At 34.2% G+C, this 21,324-nt stretch carries 19 protein-coding genes and 1 pseudogene; 18 read left to right on the top strand and 2 right to left on the bottom strand.

Going from position 1 to position 21,324, the window contains the following annotated elements:
- Positions 1-20: 20 nt before the first annotated feature.
- Entirely contained in the window at positions 21-1,208 is a 1,188-nt protein-coding gene (locus CD155_RS03350) for a CynX/NimT family MFS transporter (RefSeq protein WP_070872769.1), read from the bottom strand.
- A 175-nt stretch (positions 1,209-1,383) separates the two neighbouring features.
- Between CD155_RS03350 and rsgA the strand changes: the two genes are divergently transcribed.
- The 3 genes from rsgA to CD155_RS03335 are packed head-to-tail and all read left to right on the top strand — an operon-like array spanning position 1,384 to position 3,544.
- Positions 1,384-2,259, top strand: coding sequence for a ribosome small subunit-dependent GTPase A (rsgA, locus tag CD155_RS03345; protein WP_103212507.1), 876 nt, complete (start codon positions 1,384-1,386; stop codon positions 2,257-2,259).
- A complete protein-coding gene (gene rpe, locus CD155_RS03340; protein WP_002442490.1) occupies positions 2,260-2,904 on the top strand; it encodes a ribulose-phosphate 3-epimerase in 645 nt (214 codons plus the stop codon). It abuts the gene before it with no gap.
- 4 nt (positions 2,905-2,908) lie between these two features.
- Complete coding sequence (locus tag CD155_RS03335; RefSeq protein WP_103212506.1) at positions 2,909-3,544, top strand: thiamine diphosphokinase; 636 nt, start codon at positions 2,909-2,911, stop codon at positions 3,542-3,544.
- 271 nt (positions 3,545-3,815) lie between these two features.
- Here CD155_RS03335 and rpmB read toward each other — a convergent pair whose 3' ends face one another.
- Positions 3,816-4,004 carry a 50S ribosomal protein L28 gene (gene rpmB / locus CD155_RS03330; RefSeq protein WP_002435210.1) on the bottom strand — a complete coding sequence of 63 codons (189 nt, stop codon included), beginning with the start codon at positions 4,002-4,004 and terminating at the stop codon, positions 3,816-3,818.
- Between the two features lie 378 nt (positions 4,005-4,382).
- On the opposite strand from rpmB, the gene CD155_RS03325 reads away from it, so the two are divergent.
- From CD155_RS03325 to CD155_RS03260, 15 genes and pseudogenes are all read left to right on the top strand, one after another.
- The gene (locus CD155_RS03325; protein ID WP_037541388.1) at positions 4,383-4,757 is read left to right on the top strand and encodes an Asp23/Gls24 family envelope stress response protein; all 375 of its coding nucleotides are present in this window, start codon (positions 4,383-4,385) and stop codon (positions 4,755-4,757) included.
- A 14-nt stretch (positions 4,758-4,771) separates the two neighbouring features.
- Entirely contained in the window at positions 4,772-6,430 is a 1,659-nt protein-coding gene (fakA, locus tag CD155_RS03320) for a fatty acid kinase catalytic subunit FakA (RefSeq protein WP_103212505.1), read from the top strand.
- A gap of 236 nt (positions 6,431-6,666) precedes the next feature.
- Entirely contained in the window at positions 6,667-7,734 is a 1,068-nt protein-coding gene (locus CD155_RS03315) for a Leu/Phe/Val dehydrogenase (protein ID WP_103212504.1), read from the top strand.
- Positions 7,735-8,011: 277 nt separating this feature from the next.
- Positions 8,012-8,617: pseudogene (locus CD155_RS03310) on the top strand (thermonuclease family protein); the annotation flags it as partial.
- The gene (locus CD155_RS13060; RefSeq protein WP_232019016.1) at positions 8,597-8,866 is read left to right on the top strand and encodes an excalibur calcium-binding domain-containing protein; all 270 of its coding nucleotides are present in this window, start codon (positions 8,597-8,599) and stop codon (positions 8,864-8,866) included. The pseudogene CD155_RS03310 and the gene CD155_RS13060, both read left to right, overlap by 21 nt.
- Positions 8,867-9,088: 222 nt before the next feature.
- Positions 9,089-11,137 (top strand): ATP-dependent DNA helicase RecG, encoded by a 2,049-nt coding sequence (gene recG, locus CD155_RS03305; RefSeq protein WP_103212503.1) that lies wholly within the window; start codon positions 9,089-9,091, stop codon positions 11,135-11,137.
- Positions 11,138-11,479: 342 nt separating this feature from the next.
- The gene (gene fapR, locus CD155_RS03300) at positions 11,480-12,049 is read left to right on the top strand and encodes a transcription factor FapR (protein ID WP_044466285.1); all 570 of its coding nucleotides are present in this window, start codon (positions 11,480-11,482) and stop codon (positions 12,047-12,049) included.
- Positions 12,042-13,028: a phosphate acyltransferase PlsX gene (gene plsX / locus CD155_RS03295; RefSeq protein WP_037541395.1), complete on the top strand. Its 987-nt coding sequence runs from the start codon at positions 12,042-12,044 to the stop codon at positions 13,026-13,028. The genes fapR and plsX overlap by 8 nt, the downstream gene beginning before the upstream one ends.
- Positions 13,021-13,947 carry an ACP S-malonyltransferase gene (gene fabD / locus CD155_RS03290; protein WP_037541396.1) on the top strand — a complete coding sequence of 309 codons (927 nt, stop codon included), beginning with the start codon at positions 13,021-13,023 and terminating at the stop codon, positions 13,945-13,947. The genes plsX and fabD overlap by 8 nt, the downstream gene beginning before the upstream one ends.
- A complete protein-coding gene (gene fabG / locus CD155_RS03285) occupies positions 13,940-14,674 on the top strand; it encodes a 3-oxoacyl-[acyl-carrier-protein] reductase (RefSeq protein WP_037541397.1) in 735 nt (244 codons plus the stop codon). Before fabD ends, fabG begins: the two co-directional genes overlap by 8 nt.
- 306 nt (positions 14,675-14,980) lie before the next feature.
- On the top strand, positions 14,981-15,214 hold the full coding sequence (locus CD155_RS03280; protein ID WP_001830184.1) for an acyl carrier protein: 234 nt from the start codon (positions 14,981-14,983) through the stop codon (positions 15,212-15,214).
- Positions 15,215-15,333: 119 nt separating this feature from the next.
- Positions 15,334-16,080 carry a ribonuclease III gene (gene rnc / locus CD155_RS03275; RefSeq protein WP_002442511.1) on the top strand — a complete coding sequence of 249 codons (747 nt, stop codon included), beginning with the start codon at positions 15,334-15,336 and terminating at the stop codon, positions 16,078-16,080.
- Positions 16,081-16,178: 98 nt separating this feature from the next.
- Positions 16,179-19,748 (top strand): chromosome segregation protein SMC, encoded by a 3,570-nt coding sequence (smc, locus tag CD155_RS03270; RefSeq protein WP_044466284.1) that lies wholly within the window; start codon positions 16,179-16,181, stop codon positions 19,746-19,748.
- Positions 19,745-21,001 carry a signal recognition particle-docking protein FtsY gene (gene ftsY, locus CD155_RS03265; protein WP_103212502.1) on the top strand — a complete coding sequence of 419 codons (1,257 nt, stop codon included), beginning with the start codon at positions 19,745-19,747 and terminating at the stop codon, positions 20,999-21,001. The genes smc and ftsY overlap by 4 nt, the downstream gene beginning before the upstream one ends.
- The gene (locus CD155_RS03260) at positions 20,988-21,320 is read left to right on the top strand and encodes a putative DNA-binding protein (RefSeq protein WP_002442519.1); all 333 of its coding nucleotides are present in this window, start codon (positions 20,988-20,990) and stop codon (positions 21,318-21,320) included. The genes ftsY and CD155_RS03260 overlap by 14 nt, the downstream gene beginning before the upstream one ends.
- Positions 21,321-21,324: the final 4 nt, after the last annotated feature.

The raw sequence follows: 21,324 nt of genomic DNA, 5'->3' as shown, positions 1-21,324 counted from the left end.
TATTATAATTTAAATAATTTTTATTTCACTTTGGTCTGTTCAATTGTAGTCTGGCTACCTGCCTTTGTACCGAATACTAATATAAGTAAGGATGCAATTAATAAAACGCAGAGTGAAAGTGTCCATTGATGCGTCCAATCGTGAAAAATTCCGAATAAGAAAGGACCGATTGCTGCAAGTAGATAGCCAACTGATTGCGCCATACCTGATAGTTTAGCAGCCGTTTGACCACTTTCGGTTCTTACTACAAATAATGTGTTGGCTAATCCAAATGCTAAACCGCTTGCTACGCCAATGAGTATAATGCCAACCAAGACGAACTTGTAATCAACAAAGATGAAGCATAATACACCAATCGTAAAGAGTATGCTTGTTAATAAAGTTAAAGGTACTTGGGATTTCATTTTCGTAGCAACAATTGGCGTTACAAAAGTTAGAGGTATAATTGCGATTTGCAATAATGAAACATAGATACCTGATGTTTGTAATGGAATACCATGATCTGTAAGTAATTCTGGTAACCAGTTAATGATTGTATAAAAAACGAGTGACTGTGCGCCCATGAATACTGTTACTCTCCATGCAAGTAATGACTTCCATACATTGATTTGACTATGTACGTTACTAACAGCTTCGGGAGGTTGTTGTTTCAACTGAAATGCCCAAATCATTATAGTCACTGCGGTGATGATTGCAATAATTCCTAAAGCAATAGAATAATTAAAATGTGTTGTTAATGGGCTAATAATTGAAGAACTTAAACTACCGACAACATTCATAACGACAGTGTATAAGCCCATCATCGTCCCCATATATACTGGAAAGCGAGTTTTAATAATTGCTGGGGCAAGGACGTTACCAAATGCGATACCCACACCAATGAAAATTGTTCCAACATATAACCAACTCAGTCCAACGATAGATCTTATAATAATTCCAATAAATATAAATAGTAAAGCAACAAAGATGGTTCTTTCTAAACCGAAAGCATTTCCAATTTTAGATGCGAAAAAAGAGACGATGCCGAATGCAATGAGAGGAACAACAGTCATAAAGCTAAGTGCGCTATTTGTTGTATGTAATGTGTCTTTAATTGATGGCAAAGCTACGCCCACAGATGTTATTGGCGCTCGCAAATTTGCTGCAACTAGCATAATGCCAATAAATAATATTATATTAATGTGCCTATTTGTTTTGTAATAAGGCATGATTGACGCTCCTTTTTGACAGATGTACAAATCTTAGCACTTGAAATGAACAGTGACAAGATATATTTTCGAATTTTTACTATAGGAAGAATCAAGGTAACTAAGGTTTTACATATTATATTCATAGCGATTTTGATATAATATTGAGAGTAAAATAAATGAGAGAGGTGTCAACTTGAAGACTGGACGTATCGTTAAATTAATAAGTGGTGTTTATCAAGTAGATGTAGAAGGTGTTCGTTTTGACACTAAACCACGTGGCTTATTTCGAAAGAAGAAGTTTTCTCCAATAGTAGGAGATATCGTAGATTTTGAAGTTCAGAATCAACAAGAAGGTTATATCCATCATGTACATGACAGGGAAAATGAACTTAAGCGACCGCCTGTTTGTAACATTGATGAACTTGTCATAGTGATGAGTGCTGTAGAACCTCAATTTTCAACACAATTACTTGATCGTTTCTTAGTTATTGCTCATTCATATCATCTAGAACCAAGAATACTCATTACTAAGAGAGATTTGGCTTCATCTGATGAAATAGAATACATTGAAGATATGTTGAAGATATATGAAGATATAGGTTATTCTACGCAATTTATTGGAAAAAAAGATGATAAAATAAAAATTGTGGAAAAATGGCGTAAAGGTTTAATCGTATTAAGTGGTCAATCCGGTGTCGGTAAAACAACTTTTCTTAATCACTATCAACCTGAGTTAAACCTTGAAACAAATGATATTTCAAAGTCTCTCAATAGAGGTAAACATACGACAAGACATGTCGAATTATATGAAAGAAGTCATGGATTTATTGCCGATACACCTGGATTTAGTGCTCTCGACTTTGATCATATAGAGAAAGATGATTTAAAGAATTATTTTGTGGATATTAAAGAATCAGGACAAAGTTGTAAATTTAGAAATTGTAATCATATTAAGGAACCAAAATGCAATGTGAAAAATCAAGTAGAAGAGGGAAACATTGCTCAGTTTAGATATGATCATTATTTACAGTTATTTAATGAAATCTCTAATAGAAAGGTACGATATTAAATGGTTAAAGTTTTACCTTCACTTTTATCAGTTGATTTTTTAAATTTAAAAGAAGAATTAGACCAATTAGAAAAAGCGAATGTTGATGGGTTACATTTTGATGTGATGGATGGCCAATTTGTTCCTAATATTTCTATAGGTATACCACTTTTAGACGCTGTCAAAAGCTATTCGAATTTACCTATAGATGTTCACTTAATGATTGAACAACCAGAAAAATATATAAAGCTGTTTGCAGAACATGGTGCTGATATGATTTCGGTACATGTTGAAGCTACGCCACATATTCATAGTGCAATTGAAGAAATTAAACAATTGAATAAAAAAGCAGGTGTAGTGATTAACCCTGGCACGCCAGTTGAAACAATTTTACCAGTATTAAGTAATGTGGACTATGTTTTGGTTATGACTGTTAATCCTGGATTTGGAGGACAGTCTTTCATCGAACAATGTATTAATAAAATTGAACAACTTAATCAACTTAAACATGAGAATAATTTAACTTTTGATATTGAAGTTGACGGTGGTATCAACGATCAAACGAGCAAAGTTTGTATTGAACAGGGTGCTACAATGTTAGTAACTGGGTCATATTTCTTTAAACAAGACAATTATGCACAAGTAACTGAAACATTGAAAGGTTGATGTTATGGAAATCAATTTACTATGTTCTCAGCGACTATTGCCTCAATCTCTTTTTAAAATGAAAAAGAGTGCAAAGTGGGCAGGTGTCGATAGAGGTGCGCTTGTACTCATTGAAAATGGTATTGAACCTGTATTCTCAGTAGGTGACTTCGATTCTGTAAATGATGAGGAACGTCAAATATTAAAGAATCAATTGAATATCCATCCTGTTAAAGCAGAAAAAGATGATACCGATTTAGCTTTAGGCGTAGAAAAAGCAGTTGAACAAGGGTATTCTGAGATTAATATATACGGAGCAACTGGTGGAAGATTAGATCATTTCATGGGCGTGCTTCAAATTTTACAGAAATCACAATATCTCGAACGTCACATTCAACTTAGAGTGATTGATATACAAAATGATATAACACTCATAGATGTAGGGGAGCATCGAATCAAGAGAGATACTTCTTATCCATATATTTCATTCATTCCATTAAATGGTGAGGTTATATTATCATTAGATGGGTTTAAGTATAATCTTAATCATGAACAGTTAGAAGTTGGTTCAACATTAACCATTTCAAATGAAATAGTAGATAATGTTGCTACAGTTCGTGTTGAAAAAGGTCAAGTTTTACAGATGCGCAGTACGGATTGAAGTTTTAATGGAAAAGTTAATATAAACTAAAAAAGACCTTAGAGGCTGAGCGCCTTTAAGGTCTTAAAAATGTGATCCTCCACATAAGGTCATTTTTTGTGCATTATATTTATTAAACCAGACTGTAGACAAACTCTTTCACTCATCGTCGTCTTATGCATGCCTAGCTCATTTACTAATAGTAAAATCCCGTCGTTATGCATTTCGACTCCTCGATTGAGAAGGGTTTTCTATAAGTCTGCTTAATCATTTTTACTTTGTCGACAAGCTATTAAACTCTAGTAACTTTACCAGATTTTAAAGCACGTGCAGAAACCCAAACTTTTTTAGGTTTTCCGTCTACAAGGATTCTAACTTTTTGAAGGTTAGCGTTCCATCTGCGTTTGTTCGCATTTAAAGCGTGTGAACGATTATTACCAGTCGAAGCTTTACGACCTGTTACGTAACATTGTTTACCCATGAAAGTACCTCCTTTAATAAATATAAATACACATTACTACTTATATACTTTAATAAGATAACACATATACGTCTTTAGAGCAATATTTAGTTAAAATAAATACAAATCACAACGTTATTCAACCATTATTTATGGTATAATTGTAAGCTGTGGAGTTATATAGTATGATATTGTAAAGATATAGTTAAATTTATACAATGAATTTATAAATAGTAATTAATGATATCGTAATTAAAACAAGTTCGATGACATTTTGAACATTGGCAATTTTTTAATTTTCAAGAATTTTAATTGAAATCATATGTGAAAGACCTAAATTGAAATTTAAATACCTTTAACATATAACATAAACCTTGTAATTTTCAGGAGGAAATGAAAATGACATTAGAAATCTCAAACGACTACGGTAAAATTGATATTTCAAATGAAGTGATAGCATCAGTGGTAGGTGGAAAGGCCGTTGAAAGTTATGGCATAGTTGGTATGGCTTCTAGACAGCAAGTAAGGGATGGTATTGCTGAAATTCTAGGTCATGAAAATTATGCTAAAGGTATCAAAGTAAGAGAAGAAAATGGAACAATAGATGTCGATATGTACATTATTGTGAGTTATGGTGTGAAAATATCAGAAGTAGCTAGCAATCTGCAATCGACAGTTAAATATACCTTAGAAAAGACACTCAACGTAAAAGTAAATTCTATTAATATTTTCGTACAAGGTGTACGTGTAAACGATACAGGCAAAAAGCTTTAGGAGGACAACGTGAAATGATTAGCAAAATAAATGGTAAATTATTTGCCGATATGATTATACAAGGGGCTCAAAATTTATCAAATAATGCAGATTTAGTAGATTCATTAAACGTGTATCCTGTTCCAGACGGAGATACAGGGACGAATATGAATTTAACCATTACTTCAGGACGAGAAGAAGTTGAAAATAATTTATCTCAAAATATCGGAGAATTAGGAAAAACGTTTTCTAAAGGACTACTTATGGGTGCACGCGGTAATTCAGGCGTCATTCTCTCTCAATTATTTAGAGGTTTTTGTAAAAATATTGAAAATGAAAAGGAAATTAACGCGCAACAACTCGCTGACAGTTTTCAAGCGGGCGTAGAAACTGCATATAAGGCAGTCATGAAACCTGTTGAAGGCACAATTTTAACAGTAGCTAAAGACGCTGCACAAGCAGCAGTTGAAAAAGCTCAAGATACTGAAGATTGTGTTGAATTAATGGAACATACGATTAGTGCTGCAAAAGGATCTTTAGATAATACACCTAATTTATTAGCTGTTCTAAAAGAAGTAGGCGTCGTTGATAGTGGTGGTAAAGGATTATTATGCGTTTATGAAGGTTTCTTAAAAGGTCTAAAAGGAGAAAAAGTTGAAGCTAAAACTCCAAAATTAGATACTGAAACACTTGTAAATGATGATCATGATTTTCACGGTGTAATTAATACTGAAGATATTGTTTATGGTTATTGTACGGAAATGATGGTACGTTTCGGTAAAAATAAAAAAACATTTGAAGAACAAGAATTTCGTAATGATATGAGCGAATTCGGAGATTCATTACTTGTTATTAACGATGATGAAATAGTTAAAGTCCATGTTCATACTGAACATCCTGGAGATGTTTTTAATTATGGCCAACAATACGGTGAATTAATTAAACTTAAAGTTGAGAATATGAGAGAACAGCATAGAGAAGTTATTCGAAAAGAACAAAACGGTCAAGATCGTAAAGATCAAGATGCACCTCAAACTGTGGAAACGGCAGTTATTACTATTTCTATGGGCGAAGGGATCTCTGAATTATTCAAATCAATGGGAGCAACACACATTATAAGTGGCGGTCAAACCATGAATCCTTCAACTGAAGACATTGTTAAAGTAATAGAACAGTCGAAATGTAAACGTGCGATTATTTTACCGAATAATAAAAATATCTTAATGGCTAGTGAACAAGCTGCAAGTATCGTAGATGCAGAAACAGTTGTTATTCCTACTAAATCTATACCACAGGGTATCACAGCTTTATACCAGTATGATGAAGCTTCATCTCTTGATGAAAATAAAAATCATATGGAAACAGCTTTAGAAACAGTACAATCTGGTTCAGTAACTTTCGCTGTGAGAGACACTAAAATTGATGGAATTGAAATTAAAAAAGACGAATTTATGGGTCTTGCAGAAGATAAAATTGTGACAAGTGATGCGGATCAATTTACGGCAGTTAAAGGATTACTTGAAAAACTTTTATCTGAAGATAGTGAAATTTTAACTATGATTATTGGAGAAGATTCTAATCAAAGTGTAACTGATCAACTGATTGAATGGGTTGAGTCTACGTATCCAGATGTTGAAATTGAACAACATGAGGGCGGACAACCGATTTATCAATATTTCTTTGCAGTCGAGTAGTTAATTATTTGGTATTTAAAATAAAATTGAATGATTAATATTTAACGGTAATTTCTATTTTTAAATGAAATAGAAGTTACCGTTTTTAATTTTGAACAATAACATTTATATTGATTTTAAAATTTTCTTATAATTCTTAATATAACTAATATTGTGTGTGTTTTAAATTGAGGTTAATCGCGAGATGTCAGGGTAGAGAATTGATGGATATTAATTATAAGAGAGGGGTATTCTTAATGATTTTTGAAACAATGGAGCAAAAAGATTATGAACAAATTGTCTTTTGCCAAGATAAAGCTACAGGACTAAAAGCAATAATTTGTATTCATGATACAACGCTTGGTCCGGCATTAGGTGGTTGTCGTGTTAGAAATGACTATGCATCAGAACAAGAAGCCATTGAAGATGCTATGAATTTAGCTAGAGGAATGACTTATAAGAATGCTGCTGCTGGCTTAGACCTAGGCGGAGGTAAGACAGTAGTGATGGGAGCTCCTGATAAGGAAAATGAAGAAGCATTTTATAGAGCTTTAGGACGTTATGTTAATACATTAAATGGTCGTTATTATACAGCTGAGGATGTTGGTACTTCAGAACATGTAATGAACTTAATTTATAAAGAAACACCATATGTTTGCGGTACAAGTAAATCATTTGGTTCTGCAGGTAACCCAAGTCCAATGACTGCGTATGGTATTTATATTGCTATGAAACGTACAGCGAAAGAAAAATTTGATAATGAATCATTAGAAGGTAAAACTGTTGCCGTGCAAGGTGTTGGCCATGTTTCTTATGAGTTATGTCGCTTATTAAATGAAGATGGTGTGAATTTAATTGTCACTGATATTAATAAAGATAATGCACAACGTGCTGTAGATGATTTCAATGCTCAATTTGTAGAACCTGATGATATATTCTCAGCTGATGCAGATATATTTGCCCCTTGTGCACTTGGCGGTATCTTAAATGATGATACGATTCCACAATTAAAAGTGAAGGCAGTTTGTGGCTCTGCGAATAACCAATTAAAAGATGAAGATGCACATAGTAAAATGTTAGAAGATAAAGGTATTTTATATGCGCCAGACTATATTGTTAATAGTGGTGGGGTTATCAATACTGCGGATGAATTAAATGGTTACAATGAAGACCGTGCAAAAGAAAGTATTGAAGGCATCGATCAAATATTAAAACACATCTTTGATATTTCTAAAGAACAAAACGAAACGCCACTTGAAGCGTCACAACATTTTGCAGAAAAAAGAATGGAACAAATGTCTCATATTCATGACATTAGAAAATAAATTGAATAAAAACATAAATAAATATAAGGCGTAACACTTATATAAAAGCTCTTAAAATGAATTTTTAACGTAATTCATTTTAAGAGCTTATTTAATTTTATATCTTGAAATTTAAGATATATTACCATATTTTTAAATCCACTATAGAAAATAAAAAATCAAAATACATATATAGTGTCGCATTTAAGTTCTAAATACTTTTTTTACAAAAAATATACACTAATTATGGTTAAAATGTTATAAAATGAATGTATATTACAAATAATAGAGGTGTAAAATGGAAAAGATAATTTTTTTATTGTTACTTTTAACTTTGTGTTCTGTAGTTATTTCTGTTCAAAAGTATGTCACTCGAAAGTATAATGTAAAATCTACACACTTTTTCTCACTTATTCTTATATTCACTATTCTGTTATCTACGTTAGGTCAATCTTTAAATCTCAACCAAGCACAAGCAGCAAATGGATTACATAAAGAGAAAGCTACATTAGTAAAAGTGGTTGATGGCGATACAGTAAAGTTGAATTATAAAGGTAAAGTGGCAACATTTAGATTATTACTTATTGACACACCAGAGACGAAAGACCCAAGAAAACCAGTTCAAAAATATGGTCCTGAGGCAAGTGCGTTTACTACTAAAATGATGACGAACGCCAAAAAAATTGAAGTAGAATTTGACAAAGGTCAAAAAACTGATAAATACGGAAGATATTTGGCTTATGTCTATGCTGACGGCGTAATGGTAAACAATGCACTTGTAAGAGATGGTCTTGCTAGGGTTAAATACGTTTACCCACCAAACAATACTTATGAAAAAATGATCAGGGAAAGTGAAGCAAAAGCGAAGACTGAAAAATTAAATATTTGGAGCGAAGAAAACGCAGTCAACACGTCTTTAACTTCAGCGAAAAATATTAAAACAGCTAAGCACACTGCTACTACCAAAAAATCAATAACGCATTATTCTTCTAAAAAATCAAAAAAATCTTCAAGAGCTAAAGCTAAAAAAGAATATTTTAAAAATTGTACTGCTTTAAGAAAAAAATATCCTCATGGTGTTAGAAAAGGACATCCAGCATATCAACCAAAACTAGATAGAGATAAAGATAATTATGCATGTGAGGTAAGATAATCATTTTAAACTCACTTAGTCAGTGATGGCGGACTGATGATAATATTTCCATTATGAAAGCGCCCAAAAAGTTGGCCCAAAATTCTAACTTTTCGGGCGCCTTTTTATATTCCAAGTGAGTGAAGAAAAATATAATACGTGTCAATCAAATTATTACGATGAACATGATAGAATATAATTTAAGTACTAATGAAAACGACAAAAAGTATTAGGTGATGGATCATGACAAAAGTGCATTTAATCGAGAGTCCTTACACTCTAGATAAAATTAAGGGCATCGGTCCCAAACGATTAACACTATTAGAAGAATTAAATATACATACCGACGAAGATCTTGTATTGTATTTACCTACTCGTTACGAGGACAATACAGTCATTGATTTAAATCAAGCTGAAGATCAATCCACTGTTACAGTACAAGGTGAAGTCTATTCAACGCCTGCTGTAGCTTTTTTTGGTAGAAATAAATCCAAATTAACTGTTCACATCATGGTAAACAATATTGCTGTGAAGTGTGTCTTTTTCAATCAACCCTATTTAAAAAAGAAAATCGAATTACATGGTACTGTTACCGTCAAAGGTAAATGGAATCGTGCTAAGCAAGAAATCAACGGAAATCGCATGTTCTTTAATGAACAAACGACTCAAGATGACGTTCAATTAGAACCTGTGTATCGTATTAAAGAGGGAATTAAGCAGAAACAAATTCGAGATAATATCAGACAAGCGTTAGAGGACGTAACGATACATGAATGGTTATCCGATGATTTAAGAGAAAAGTACAAATTAGAAACATTAGAATACACCCTCCGCACATTACATCATCCTAAAGATAAACAAAGTTTATTAAGAGCAAGACGTACATATGCTTTTACGGAACTCTTTATGTTTGAATTGCGTATGCAATGGTTGAATCGATTGGAGAAAACTTCAGACGAGGCAATTGAAATTGATTATGATATCAATAAAGTTAAGGAATTCATAGACCATTTACCTTTCGAGTTAACAGACGCTCAAAAGACGAGTGTTAATGAAATATTTAGAGATTTAAAGGCGCCAATTCGAATGCATCGTTTACTTCAAGGTGACGTCGGCTCTGGTAAAACAGTCGTAGCAGCTATTTGTATGTATGCCTTAAAGACAGCTGGCTATCAATCCGCATTAATGGTACCGACTGAAATTTTGGCAGAGCAACACGCGGAAAGTTTAATAGAGTTATTTAGAGATACGATGAATGTTGCACTTTTAACTGGTTCGGTTAAGGGTAAGAAGCGTCGTATTCTTTTAGAGCAGTTGGAGAACGGCTCAATTGATTGTTTAATAGGTACACATGCGCTTATTCAAGACGATGTTATTTTTGAAAATGTAGGCCTAGTTATTACGGATGAGCAACATCGATTTGGTGTGAATCAACGTCAATCATTAAGAGAAAAAGGCGCGATGACCAATGTACTCTTCATGACAGCAACGCCAATACCACGTACTTTGGCGATTTCTGTTTTCGGAGAAATGGATGTTTCTTCGATTAAACAATTGCCTAAAGGGCGAAAGCCTATTATCACAAGTTGGGCTAAACATGAACGATATGATCAAGTGCTAACACAAATGACAAGTGAATTGCGAAAGGGTAGACAAGCCTATGTGATATGTCCATTGATTGAGAGCTCAGAACATTTAGAAGATGTTCAGAATGTGGTGGCCCTGTATGAATCGTTGCAACAATACTATGGAACTGAAAAAGTTGGATTGTTACACGGGAAATTAACTGCTGAAGAAAAAGATGACGTGATGCAGAGGTTCAGTAATCATGAAATAGATATTTTAGTTTCAACCACTGTTGTTGAAGTGGGTGTTAACGTACCTAACGCAACATTTATGATGATTTACGATGCTGATCGCTTTGGATTATCAACACTTCATCAATTACGTGGTCGTGTGGGTAGAAGTGAACACCAAAGTTATTGTGTGCTCATTGCCTCTCCTAAAACTGAAACAGGTATTGAGAGAATGACGATTATGACTCAAACTACAGATGGATTCGAACTAAGCGAACGAGATCTAGAAATGCGTGGACCAGGAGACTTCTTTGGCGTAAAACAAAGCGGACTTCCAGACTTCCTTGTAGCTAATATCGTTGAAGACTATCGCATGCTCGAAGTCGCTAGAGACGAAGCGGCCCAACTCATACAAACCGGTCAATTCTTCCAAAATAACTACACACAACTCAGAAACTTCATCCAAAACAACCTCTTAGATACAAACTTTGACTAGCGGGACCCCAGCAAAGAGACTTTCGTAAACGAAAGTCAACGGACAGTGCAAGCCGGGGATCGGGGCCCCAGCAAAGAGGCTTTCGTAAGCGAAAGTCAACAGGCAGTGCAAGCTGGGGATTGGGGCCCCAGCAAAGAGGCTTTCGTAAGCGAAAGTCAACGGAAAGTGCTAGCCGAGGATTGAAACCACAGGGCACAGGCTATAGTGCATATTTAAATGATAGAATTTTTTTATAGTAGAAAAGATGACCACAGTGCAGTTATTTGTTGAGGAATTGAATAAGAAAGTGTTATGATATGTGAGGAATATTTAAGACTTGGTACTAAATTGAGGGGTGAGAGTTTGAAGCTAAAGAAAGACGAACGCAGAATAGCAATTCGAAATGCAATTGAAGCCAACCCCTTTATTACAGATAATGAACTTTGTGAAAAGTTTGATGTTAGTATTCAGACGATTCGCTTAGACCGTACGCATTTAAATATTCCAGAGTTGCGCAAGAGAATTAAACTTGTGGCTGAACAGAATTATGGACAAATTAAGTCTATTGAAGCCAATGAAATTATTGGTGATTTAATTCAAGTAGAGCCAGATGTAAAAGCACAGTCTCTCATAGAAATTACTGAAGACTACGTTTTTGCAAAAACACAAATCGCAAGGGGACATATTCTCTTTGCTCAGTCAAACTCTCTATGCGTAGCACTTATACATAATCCAACAGTATTGACTCAAGAAAGTCAGGTTGAATTTGTCGAAAAAGTAAAATTAAATGATACGGTAAGAGCAGAAGCTCAAGTAATAAATAAAACAAGTAAACATTATGTAATAGAAGTAAATTCATTTGTTAAAGACAAGTTAGTTTTTAAAGGGAAATTTAAAATGTTCTATATAAGTGAGGATGAATTCAATGGTTAAAATTGCAGTTGATATGATGGGCGGAGATGACGCGCCAGGTATCGTACTCGATGCAGTTAAAAAAGCTGTAGAAGACTTTAAAGATTTAGAGATTATTCTTTTCGGTGATAAAGAACAATATAATTTAAATCATGATCGTATTGATTTCAGACATTGTTCTGAAAAAATTGAAATGGAAGATGAGCCAGTTCGTGCAATTAAACGTAAGAAAGATAGTTCGATGGTTAAAATGGCAGAAGCAGTCAAATCTGGTGAAGCGGATGGTTGTGTTTCTGCGGGTAATACTGGGGCATTAATGTCAGCAGGACTATTTATTGTTGGTCGTATTAAAGGCGTAGCGAGACCAGCACTTGTTGTCACATTACCTACTACAGACGGTAAAGGATTTGTCTTCTTAGATGTTGGTGCCAATGCTGACGCTAAAGCTGAACATTTATTACAATACGCACAATTAGGTAATATTTATGCTCAGAAGATTCGCGGTATTAACAATCCATCAGTCTCACTTCTTAACATTGGGACTGAAGCTGCGAAAGGTAATTCATTGACGAAAAAAGCCTATGAATTATTCGAAAAAAATAATTCTTTCAACTTCCAAGGCAATATAGAAGCAAAAACATTGATGGATGGTAATACAGATGTCGTTGTTACTGACGGCTATACTGGAAACATGGTGTTGAAAAACTTAGAAGGTACGGCAAAATCTATTGGTAAAATGTTAAAAGAAACGATTATGGGCAGTTTAAAAAATAAATTAGCAGGTGCTGTACTTAAAAAAGATTTAGAAACATTTGCTAAGAAAATGGATTACTCTGAATATGGTGGTTCAGTGCTATTAGGTTTAGATGGTACTGTTGTCAAAGCGCATGGTAGTTCTAATGCTAAAGCATTTTATTCAGCGATTAGACAAGCTAAAATCGCTGGTGAAGAAAATATAGTACAAACAATGAGGGAAACGGTAGGTGGAAAAAGTGAGTAAAACAGCAATTATTTTTCCAGGACAAGGTGCTCAAAAAGTTGGAATGGCGAGCGACTTATATAATGAAGAAACACGTTCGACTGAAATTTTAAATCAAGCACAAACGTCACTAGACTTCGATTTACTAGAAACAATGTTTACTGATGAAGAAGGTAAATTAGGTGAAACTGAAAATACTCAACCAGCGTTACTCACTCATAGTGTAGCGTTATTAACAGCTTTAAAAGATTTAAATGCTGATTATACTATGGGGCATAGTTTAGGAGAGTATTCAAGTTTAGTAGCAAGTGGTGTACTTTCATTTGAAGATGCAGTGAAAATTGTACGTAAACGTGGTCAATTAATGGCACAAGCGTTTCCTAATGGTGTAGGTAGCATGGCTGCTGTGTTAGGTTTAGATTATGAAGAAGTAGACAAGATTTGTAAGGATTTATCAAATGAGGATGAATTAATTGAACCAGCTAATATTAATTCACCAGGACAAATTGTGGTCTCAGGTCACAAAACACTTATTGATAAGTTAGTGGAAGAAGGAAAATCTTTAGGGGCAAAACGTGTACTTCCTTTAGCAGTTTCCGGTCCATTTCATTCATCAATGATGAGCGTGATAGAAGAAGACTTTGCTTCTTATATCAATCAATTTAATTGGAATGATGCTCAGTTTCCTGTTGTGCAGAATTATAATGCTCAAGGTGAAACAGATGCAGAAGTAATTAAACATAATATGGTTAAACAATTATATTCTCCCGTTCAATTTATTAAATCTACTGAGTGGCTCATTGAGCAAGGCGTAGATCACTTTATTGAAATTGGTCCAGGAAAGGTACTTTCAGGATTAATCAAGAAAATTAATAGAGACGTTAAAATTACTTCAATTCAAACACTTGAAGATGTGAAAGGATGGAATGAAAATGAGTAAAAGTGCTTTAGTAACAGGAGCTTCACGTGGTATCGGTCGTAGTATTGCATTACAATTAGCTGAAGAAGGATACAACGTTGCTGTCAATTATGCAGGTAGTAAAGACAAAGCAGAAGCTGTGGTTGAAGAAATTAAAGCTAAAGGTGTAGACAGCTTTGCCATCCAAGCTAACGTTGCAAACGGCGATGAAGTTAAGGCAATGATTAAAGAGGTCGTAAGTCAATTTGGTTCTGTTGATGTATTAGTTAATAATGCTGGTATTACAAGAGATAATCTCTTAATGCGTATGAAAGAACAAGAATGGGACGACGTGATTGATACAAACTTGAAAGGTGTATTCAATTGTATCCAAAAAGTCACACCTCAAATGTTACGTCAACGTGGTGGTTCAATTATTAACTTATCAAGTGTTGTTGGCGCAGTAGGAAACCCTGGTCAAGCGAACTACGTAGCTACTAAAGCGGGTGTTGTTGGTTTAACTAAATCAGCTGCTAGAGAACTTGCGTCACGTGGGATAACTGTTAATGCCGTAGCGCCTGGATTTATTGTTTCTGATATGACAGATGCGCTTAGTGATGAGCTTAAAGATCAAATGTTAGAACAAATTCCTTTAGCACGTTTCGGTGAAGATACTGATATTGCGAACACTGTCGCATTCTTAGCTTCAGATAAAGCGAAATATATTACGGGTCAAACTATTCACGTTAATGGCGGAATGTATATGTAAAGCACTCCTTTGTTTTCTATAGAAAATAATTTGTAGTTCTTGTACAATAGGCTTTTCCTATTGTAATCCTTTTTAAAATGAACACAATGGTTGTACCATTGCGTAAGTATCACTAATCATTGAAATGAAAGTGATACTTTATAAGCGCTAAAGTGCAGTATGGTATACAGTTGTTGGCACAACTGCATAAGAAACACTAAGCACTAAAGTGCTAAGTGTTTCTAAAAATTGTACTTGTATTTTAGAATCTAAAATGGGAAAATATAGTAGTCTATGGATAGACGCTTTTAAAGGAGGTGAATCGACGTGGAAAACTTCGATAAAGTAAAAGACATCATCGTTGACCGTTTAGGTGTAGATGCTGATAAAGTAACTGAAGATGCATCTTTCAAAGATGATTTAGGCGCTGACTCACTTGATATCGCTGAATTAGTAATGGAATTAGAAGACGAATTTGGTACTGAAATTCCTGATGAAGAAGCTGAAAAAATCAACACTGTTGGTGATGCTGTTAAGTACATCAATAGCTTGGAAAAATAATAAAACTTACATCTGAGTCGTCACTCACGTCGGCTCAGATTTTTTCTTTAGTTTTATTTTATTTTCACGTAAAATTAAGGTATATTGAAATTTAATTTTTTGGACAAGGAGGTTAGACAGTGGCTAACCAGAAAAAGATAGACATGGTCAAAGATTTCCAACAAACATTTACTAATAAAATGAATGAGTGGGGTTTCAGTTTTAATAATATCGATTTGTATCAACAAGCGTTCTCACACTCGAGCTTTATTAATGATTTTAATATGAATAGATTAGATCATAATGAACGTTTAGAATTTTTAGGTGATGCGGTATTAGAATTGACGGTTTCACGCTATTTGTTTGATAAGCATCCTCATTTGCCAGAAGGTAATCTGACAAAGATGCGTGCAACAATTGTTTGTGAGCCCTCACTTGTAATATTTGCGAATAAAATTGATTTGAATGAGCTCATTTTATTAGGTAAGGGTGAAGAGAAAACAGGTGGTAGAACAAGACCTTCACTCATTTCAGATGCTTTCGAAGCATTTGTAGGTGCTTTATATTTAGATCAAGGTTTAGAGACTGTATGGGCATTTGCTGAGAAAGTCATTTTCCCATATGTCGAAGATAATGAATTAGTTGGTGTAGTGGACTTTAAAACACAATTTCAAGAGTTTGTGCACCGTCAGAATAAAGGCGATGTAACCTATCGTTTAATTAAAGAAGAAGGTCCGGCGCATCATAGATTATTTACGTCAGAAGTTATTTTGGAAAATAAAGCAGTTGCGGAAGGTAAAGGAAAGACGAAGAAAGAATCCGAACAGAAGGCAGCAGAACAAGCATATAAGTCAATGAAAAAGAATGAGAAGCTGAGACATCATTAATTATCTCAACTTTCGTTTAATAAATAATAAGTGAAAAGAAGAAGAGATGACGTGTGTCGTGCTGATAAACTCAACAGGAACGGGATAAGGAGAATAAGATGGTTTATTTGAAATCGATAGATGCCATAGGATTTAAGTCTTTTGCCGACCATACGAATGTCCAATTTGATAAGGGCGTCACAGCTATTGTTGGACCTAATGGTAGTGGTAAAAGTAATATTACTGATGCAATTAAATGGGTACTAGGTGAACAATCTGCGAAATCATTACGTGGCGCTAAGATGGAAGATATTATATTTTCTGGTGCAGAACATAGAAAAGCTCAAAATTATGCTGAAGTAAAATTAAAATTAGATAACCAATCTAAGAAATTGCAGATTGATTCAGATGAGTTAGTGGTTACGCGTCGTTTATATAGAAGTGGCGAAAGTGAGTACTATTTGAATAACGACCGTGCTCGTTTGAAAGATATTATTGAAATATTTTTAGATTCAGGTTTAGGAAAAGAAGCGTTTAGTATTATTTCTCAAGGCAGAGTAGACGAAATATTAAATGCGAAACCGATTGACCGTCGTCAAATTATTGAAGAATCAGCAGGGGTTTTAAAATATAAAAAACGTAAAGCTGAATCAATCAATAAATTGGATCACACAGAGGACAATTTAACTCGTGTAGAAGATATTTTGTATGATTTGGAAGGTCGTGTAGAACCATTAAAAGAAGAAGCTGCCATTGCAAAAGAGTATCAACAACTTTCTAAACAAATGGAACAAAGCGATGTTATTGTCACAGTGCACGACATTGATCAATATAATGAAGATAATCGCCAATTAGACAATCGTTTGAACGAGTTAAAGAGTCAACAAGCGGATAAAGAGGCACAACAAGCGCAAATTAACCAGTTATTGCAAAAGTTTAAAGGCGAACGTCAACAGATTGACCATGATATTGAAAAGTTAAACTATGAGTTGGTTAAGACAACAGAAACATATGAACAACTTGCTGGTAAGTTGAACGTATTAGAAGAACGTAAAAAGAACCAATCAGAAACGAATGCAAGATATGAAGAAGAATTAGAGAATCTAAATGAACATATTAAATCCATTGATGAAGAAAAACGTCAAAATGAAGAGATACTTAGTGAGTTAAAGGATAAACAAAAGCAATTAAATAAAGAAGTACAAGATTTAGAGTCACTCCTTTATGTTTCTGATGAACAACATGATGAAAAGCTAGAAGAAATTAAAAATAATTATTATACATTAATGTCTGAGCAATCTGACGTTAATAATGATATTCGTTTCTTGGAACATACGATAAATGAGAATGAAGCGAAGAAATCTCGATTAGATTCAAGATTAGTTGAAGCATTTAATCAGTTAAAAGAAATTCAGAATAATATCACTGAAACTGAAAAGAATTACAAAGCGTCTAAAAAAGAGATGTCTGAAGCAGAACAACAAATCAATCGTCTAGAAAAAGAATTAACAGCTTCTAAAAAGCTTCAATCAGAATATGAAGATAAACTTTATCAGGCGTATCGTTATAATGAAAAATTAAAATCTAGAATTGACAGTTTAGCTACCCAAGAAGAAGACTATACGTATTTCTTTAATGGTGTTAAACATATTTTAAAAGCAAAAAATAATGAATTAAATGGTATTCATGGTGCGGTAGCAGAGGTTATCGACGTGCCATCGCAAATGACACAAGCAATTGAAACAGCTTTAGGCGCCTCTCTCCAACACGTGATTGTGGATAGTGAAAAAGATGGCCGACAAGCCATCCAATACTTAAAACAACGTGGATTAGGTAGAGCAACATTTTTACCATTGAATGTTATCAAACCACGTCAAATTGCTTCAGATATTAAAGATATTGCTCGTAATACAGATGGTTTCATCAATATTGCTTCAGATGCTGTGAAGGTTTCATCTAAATACCAAAGTATCGTTGAAAATTTATTAGGAAATACTATTATTGTGGATGATTTGAAACATGCAAATGATTTAGCTAGAGCGATTCGCTATCGAACTCGAATTGTTACGTTAGAAGGAGATGTCGTGAATCCAGGAGGATCAATGACAGGTGGTGGCGCTCGTAAAACGAAGAGTATTCTCTCACAAAAAGATGAATTATCGACAATGCGTCATCAACTTGAAGCGTATCAACGACAAACTGCCGAATTTGAACGTCATTTTAAAGAGCAAAAAGACAAAGCCGAAAAATTAAGTGAACAATATTTCGATGCGAGTCAACAATATAATACATTAAAAGAAAAAGTGCACCATCATGAACTTGAGTTAGATCGATTAAGAACGCAAGAAACGCACCTTAAAAATGAACATGAAGAGTTTGAATTCGAGAAAAATGATGGTTACCAAAGTGATAAGAGTAAAGAAACGTTAACGCAAAAACAAACTCGACTTTCAGAGATACAGCAACAATTGAGTGAATTGGAAAGTGACATTGAGCGTTACACTCAATTATCTAAAGAAGGAAAAGAATCAACGACGCAAACTCAACAACAACTCCATCAAAAGCAATCTGATTTAGCAGTAGTCAAAGAAAGAATTAAATCGCAAAAACAAGCAATTGAGCGATTAGATAAACAATATGAATCAACACAACTGCAAATTAAAGATGTTCAAGAGAAAATCAGACTATTCAATTCGGATGAAATGATGGGCGAACAAGCCTTTGAGAACTTGAAATCTCAAATTCAAGAACAAGAAGAAGAACGAGATCGTCTTAACCATCAACTTACAGACATTAAACAACAACGTATCGAACTGAATGAGACGATTGAGCGTAATGAAAGTCAACTTCAAGAATGTCACCAAGATATTCTATCAATTGAAAATCATTACCAAGATATTAAAGCGAAACAATCGAAGTTAGATGTACTTATTAACCATGCAATTGACCATCTCAACGACGTTTATCAACTTACAGTAGAAAGAGCACGCACTTTATATGAATCTGACGAACCGATTGAGAGCCTGCGTAAAAAAGTGAAATTGACTAAAATGTCGATTGATGAATTAGGACCAGTCAATTTAAATGCGATTGAACAATTTGAGGAATTAAATGAACGATATACGTTCCTAAATGAACAACGTACTGATTTAAGAGAAGCGAAAGAAACATTAGAGCAAATTATAAACGAAATGGATAGAGAGGTAGAAGGGCGATTCAAAGAAACATTCCATGCAGTTCAGTCGCACTTCACAACCGTATTTAAGCAGTTGTTTGGTGGAGGTCAAGCCGAGTTACGTTTGACTGAAGATGATTACTTAGCTGCTGGAGTGGATATCATTGTTCAACCTCCAGGTAAGAAGCTTCAACACCTTTCTCTATTAAGTGGTGGGGAACGCGCCTTAAGTGCTATAGCATTATTATTTGCAATTCTAAAGGTTCGTTCTGCTCCATTTGTTATACTAGATGAGGTAGAAGCTGCGCTTGATGAGGCAAATGTTATTCGCTATGCACAATACTTAAATGAATTATCAGAGCAGACACAATTTATAGTAATTACGCATCGCAAAGGAACGATGGAATTTTCAGATCGTTTATATGGTGTGACAATGCAAGAATCAGGTGTGTCTAAACTGGTTAGCGTTAACCTAAATACTATAGATGAGGTTATGAAGGAGGAACAAGCATGAGCTTTTTTAAACGCTTAAAGGATAAATTTTCTGGTAAAAGTGAAAACGATATTCAAAAAGAGTTAAACGAAGATGTGGAATCAGACGCATCTAGTGACTCTGATACATCCACTGAGTCAGATGACTTGAATTTGAATGAAACAGCTGAAGATTCTAAACCTAAGAAAAAGCCGAAAAAGCTGAGTGAAGCAGATTTCGATGAAGATGGCTTAATATCTATTGAAGACTTTGAAGAAATAGAAGCACAAAAAATTGGTGCCAAGTTCAAAGCTGGTTTAGAAAAATCTCGACAAAATTTCCAAGAACAATTAAACAATTTAATTGCGCGTTACAGAAAGGTCGATGAAGATTTCTTCGAAGCACTAGAGGAAATGTTAATTACTGCAGACGTTGGATTTAATACTGTAATGAAATTAACAGATGAATTACGTACTGAAGCTCAAAGACGTAATATTCAAGAAACTGAAGACTTACGTGAAGTTATTGTTGAAAAAATCGTAGAAATTTATCATCAAGAAGATGAACATTCTGAAGCGATGAATATTGAAGATGGCAGGTTAAACGTTATCTTAATGGTAGGCGTCAATGGTGTAGGTAAAACAACGACGATTGGTAAATTAGCATATCGTTACCAACAAGAAGGTAAGAAAGTTATGTTAGCTGCTGGTGATACATTTAGAGCTGGTGCAATTCAACAGTTACAAGTTTGGGGAGAACGTGTAGGCGTAGAAGTTGTGAGTCAAAGCGAAGGTTCTGACCCTGCTGCTGTCGTTTATGACGCTATTAATGCTGCGAAGAATAAAGGTGTAGACATCTTAATTTGTGATACTGCTGGCCGTTTACAAAATAAATCTAACTTAATGCAAGAGTTAGATAAAATGAAACGTGTGATTAGCAGAGCCATTCCAGATGCACCTCACGAGGCATTATTATGCTTAGATGCGACTACTGGACAAAACGCATTATCACAAGCACGTTCATTTAAAGAAGTTACAAATGTATCGGGTATTGTATTAACTAAATTAGATGGTACTGCTAAAGGTGGTATCGTTCTTGCCATTCGAAACGAATTACACATTCCTGTTAAATACGTTGGTTTAGGAGAAAAATTAGACGACTTACAACCATTTAATCCTGAAAGTTACGTTTATGGCTTATTTGCCGATATGATTGAACAAAATGAAGATATTCCAGATGAATTAGTGGAATCATCTAACGAAACTGAAGAAGGTACACAAGATGGGCCAAAATGATTTAGTTAAAACACTTAGAATGAATTATTTGTTTGATTTTTATCAATCATTATTAACTCAAAAGCAAAGAAACTACTTAGAATTATTCTATTTACAAGATTATTCACTAAGTGAAATTGCTGATACATTTGAAGTGAGTAGACAGGCAGTTTATGATAATATAAGAAGAACTGGCGATTTAGTAGAAGACTATGAATCTAAATTAGGCTTATATCGACGATTTGAAAAACGTCAAGAAATTTATAACTTAATGAAACAATCGCTTAATCAACCTGATTTGCTTAAACAATATATTAAACAATTAGAAGAGTTAGAGTAGTCAT

The organism is Staphylococcus caprae (assembly GCF_002902725.1).
In the GTDB taxonomy this organism is placed as follows: domain Bacteria; phylum Bacillota; class Bacilli; order Staphylococcales; family Staphylococcaceae; genus Staphylococcus; species Staphylococcus caprae.
The sequence above is the reverse complement of the archived record's forward strand: the minus strand, read 5'-3'. Positions and strand labels throughout refer to the sequence as shown.

What these genes read in the sequence shown, in the direction of transcription:
- CD155_RS03325 (WP_037541388.1), top strand. Translation starts at nt 4,383, where the DNA reads ATGACATTAGAAATCTCAAACGACTACGGTAAAATTGATATTTCAAAT.
- CD155_RS03315 (WP_103212504.1), top strand. Translation starts at nt 6,667, where the DNA reads ATGATTTTTGAAACAATGGAGCAAAAAGATTATGAACAAATTGTCTTT.
- recG (WP_103212503.1), top strand. Translation starts at nt 9,089, where the DNA reads ATGACAAAAGTGCATTTAATCGAGAGTCCTTACACTCTAGATAAAATT.
- CD155_RS03350 (WP_070872769.1), bottom strand. Translation starts at nt 1,208, where the DNA reads ATGCCTTATTACAAAACAAATAGGCACATTAATATAATATTATTTATT.
- fabG (WP_037541397.1), top strand. Translation starts at nt 13,940, where the DNA reads ATGAGTAAAAGTGCTTTAGTAACAGGAGCTTCACGTGGTATCGGTCGT.
- plsX (WP_037541395.1), top strand. Translation starts at nt 12,042, where the DNA reads ATGGTTAAAATTGCAGTTGATATGATGGGCGGAGATGACGCGCCAGGT.
- smc (WP_044466284.1), top strand. Translation starts at nt 16,179, where the DNA reads ATGGTTTATTTGAAATCGATAGATGCCATAGGATTTAAGTCTTTTGCC.
- fakA (WP_103212505.1), top strand. Translation starts at nt 4,772, where the DNA reads ATGATTAGCAAAATAAATGGTAAATTATTTGCCGATATGATTATACAA.
- CD155_RS03260 (WP_002442519.1), top strand. Translation starts at nt 20,988, where the DNA reads ATGGGCCAAAATGATTTAGTTAAAACACTTAGAATGAATTATTTGTTT.
- rpe (WP_002442490.1), top strand. Translation starts at nt 2,260, where the DNA reads ATGGTTAAAGTTTTACCTTCACTTTTATCAGTTGATTTTTTAAATTTA.
- rpmB (WP_002435210.1), bottom strand. Translation starts at nt 4,004, where the DNA reads ATGGGTAAACAATGTTACGTAACAGGTCGTAAAGCTTCGACTGGTAAT.
- CD155_RS03335 (WP_103212506.1), top strand. Translation starts at nt 2,909, where the DNA reads ATGGAAATCAATTTACTATGTTCTCAGCGACTATTGCCTCAATCTCTT.
- ftsY (WP_103212502.1), top strand. Translation starts at nt 19,745, where the DNA reads ATGAGCTTTTTTAAACGCTTAAAGGATAAATTTTCTGGTAAAAGTGAA.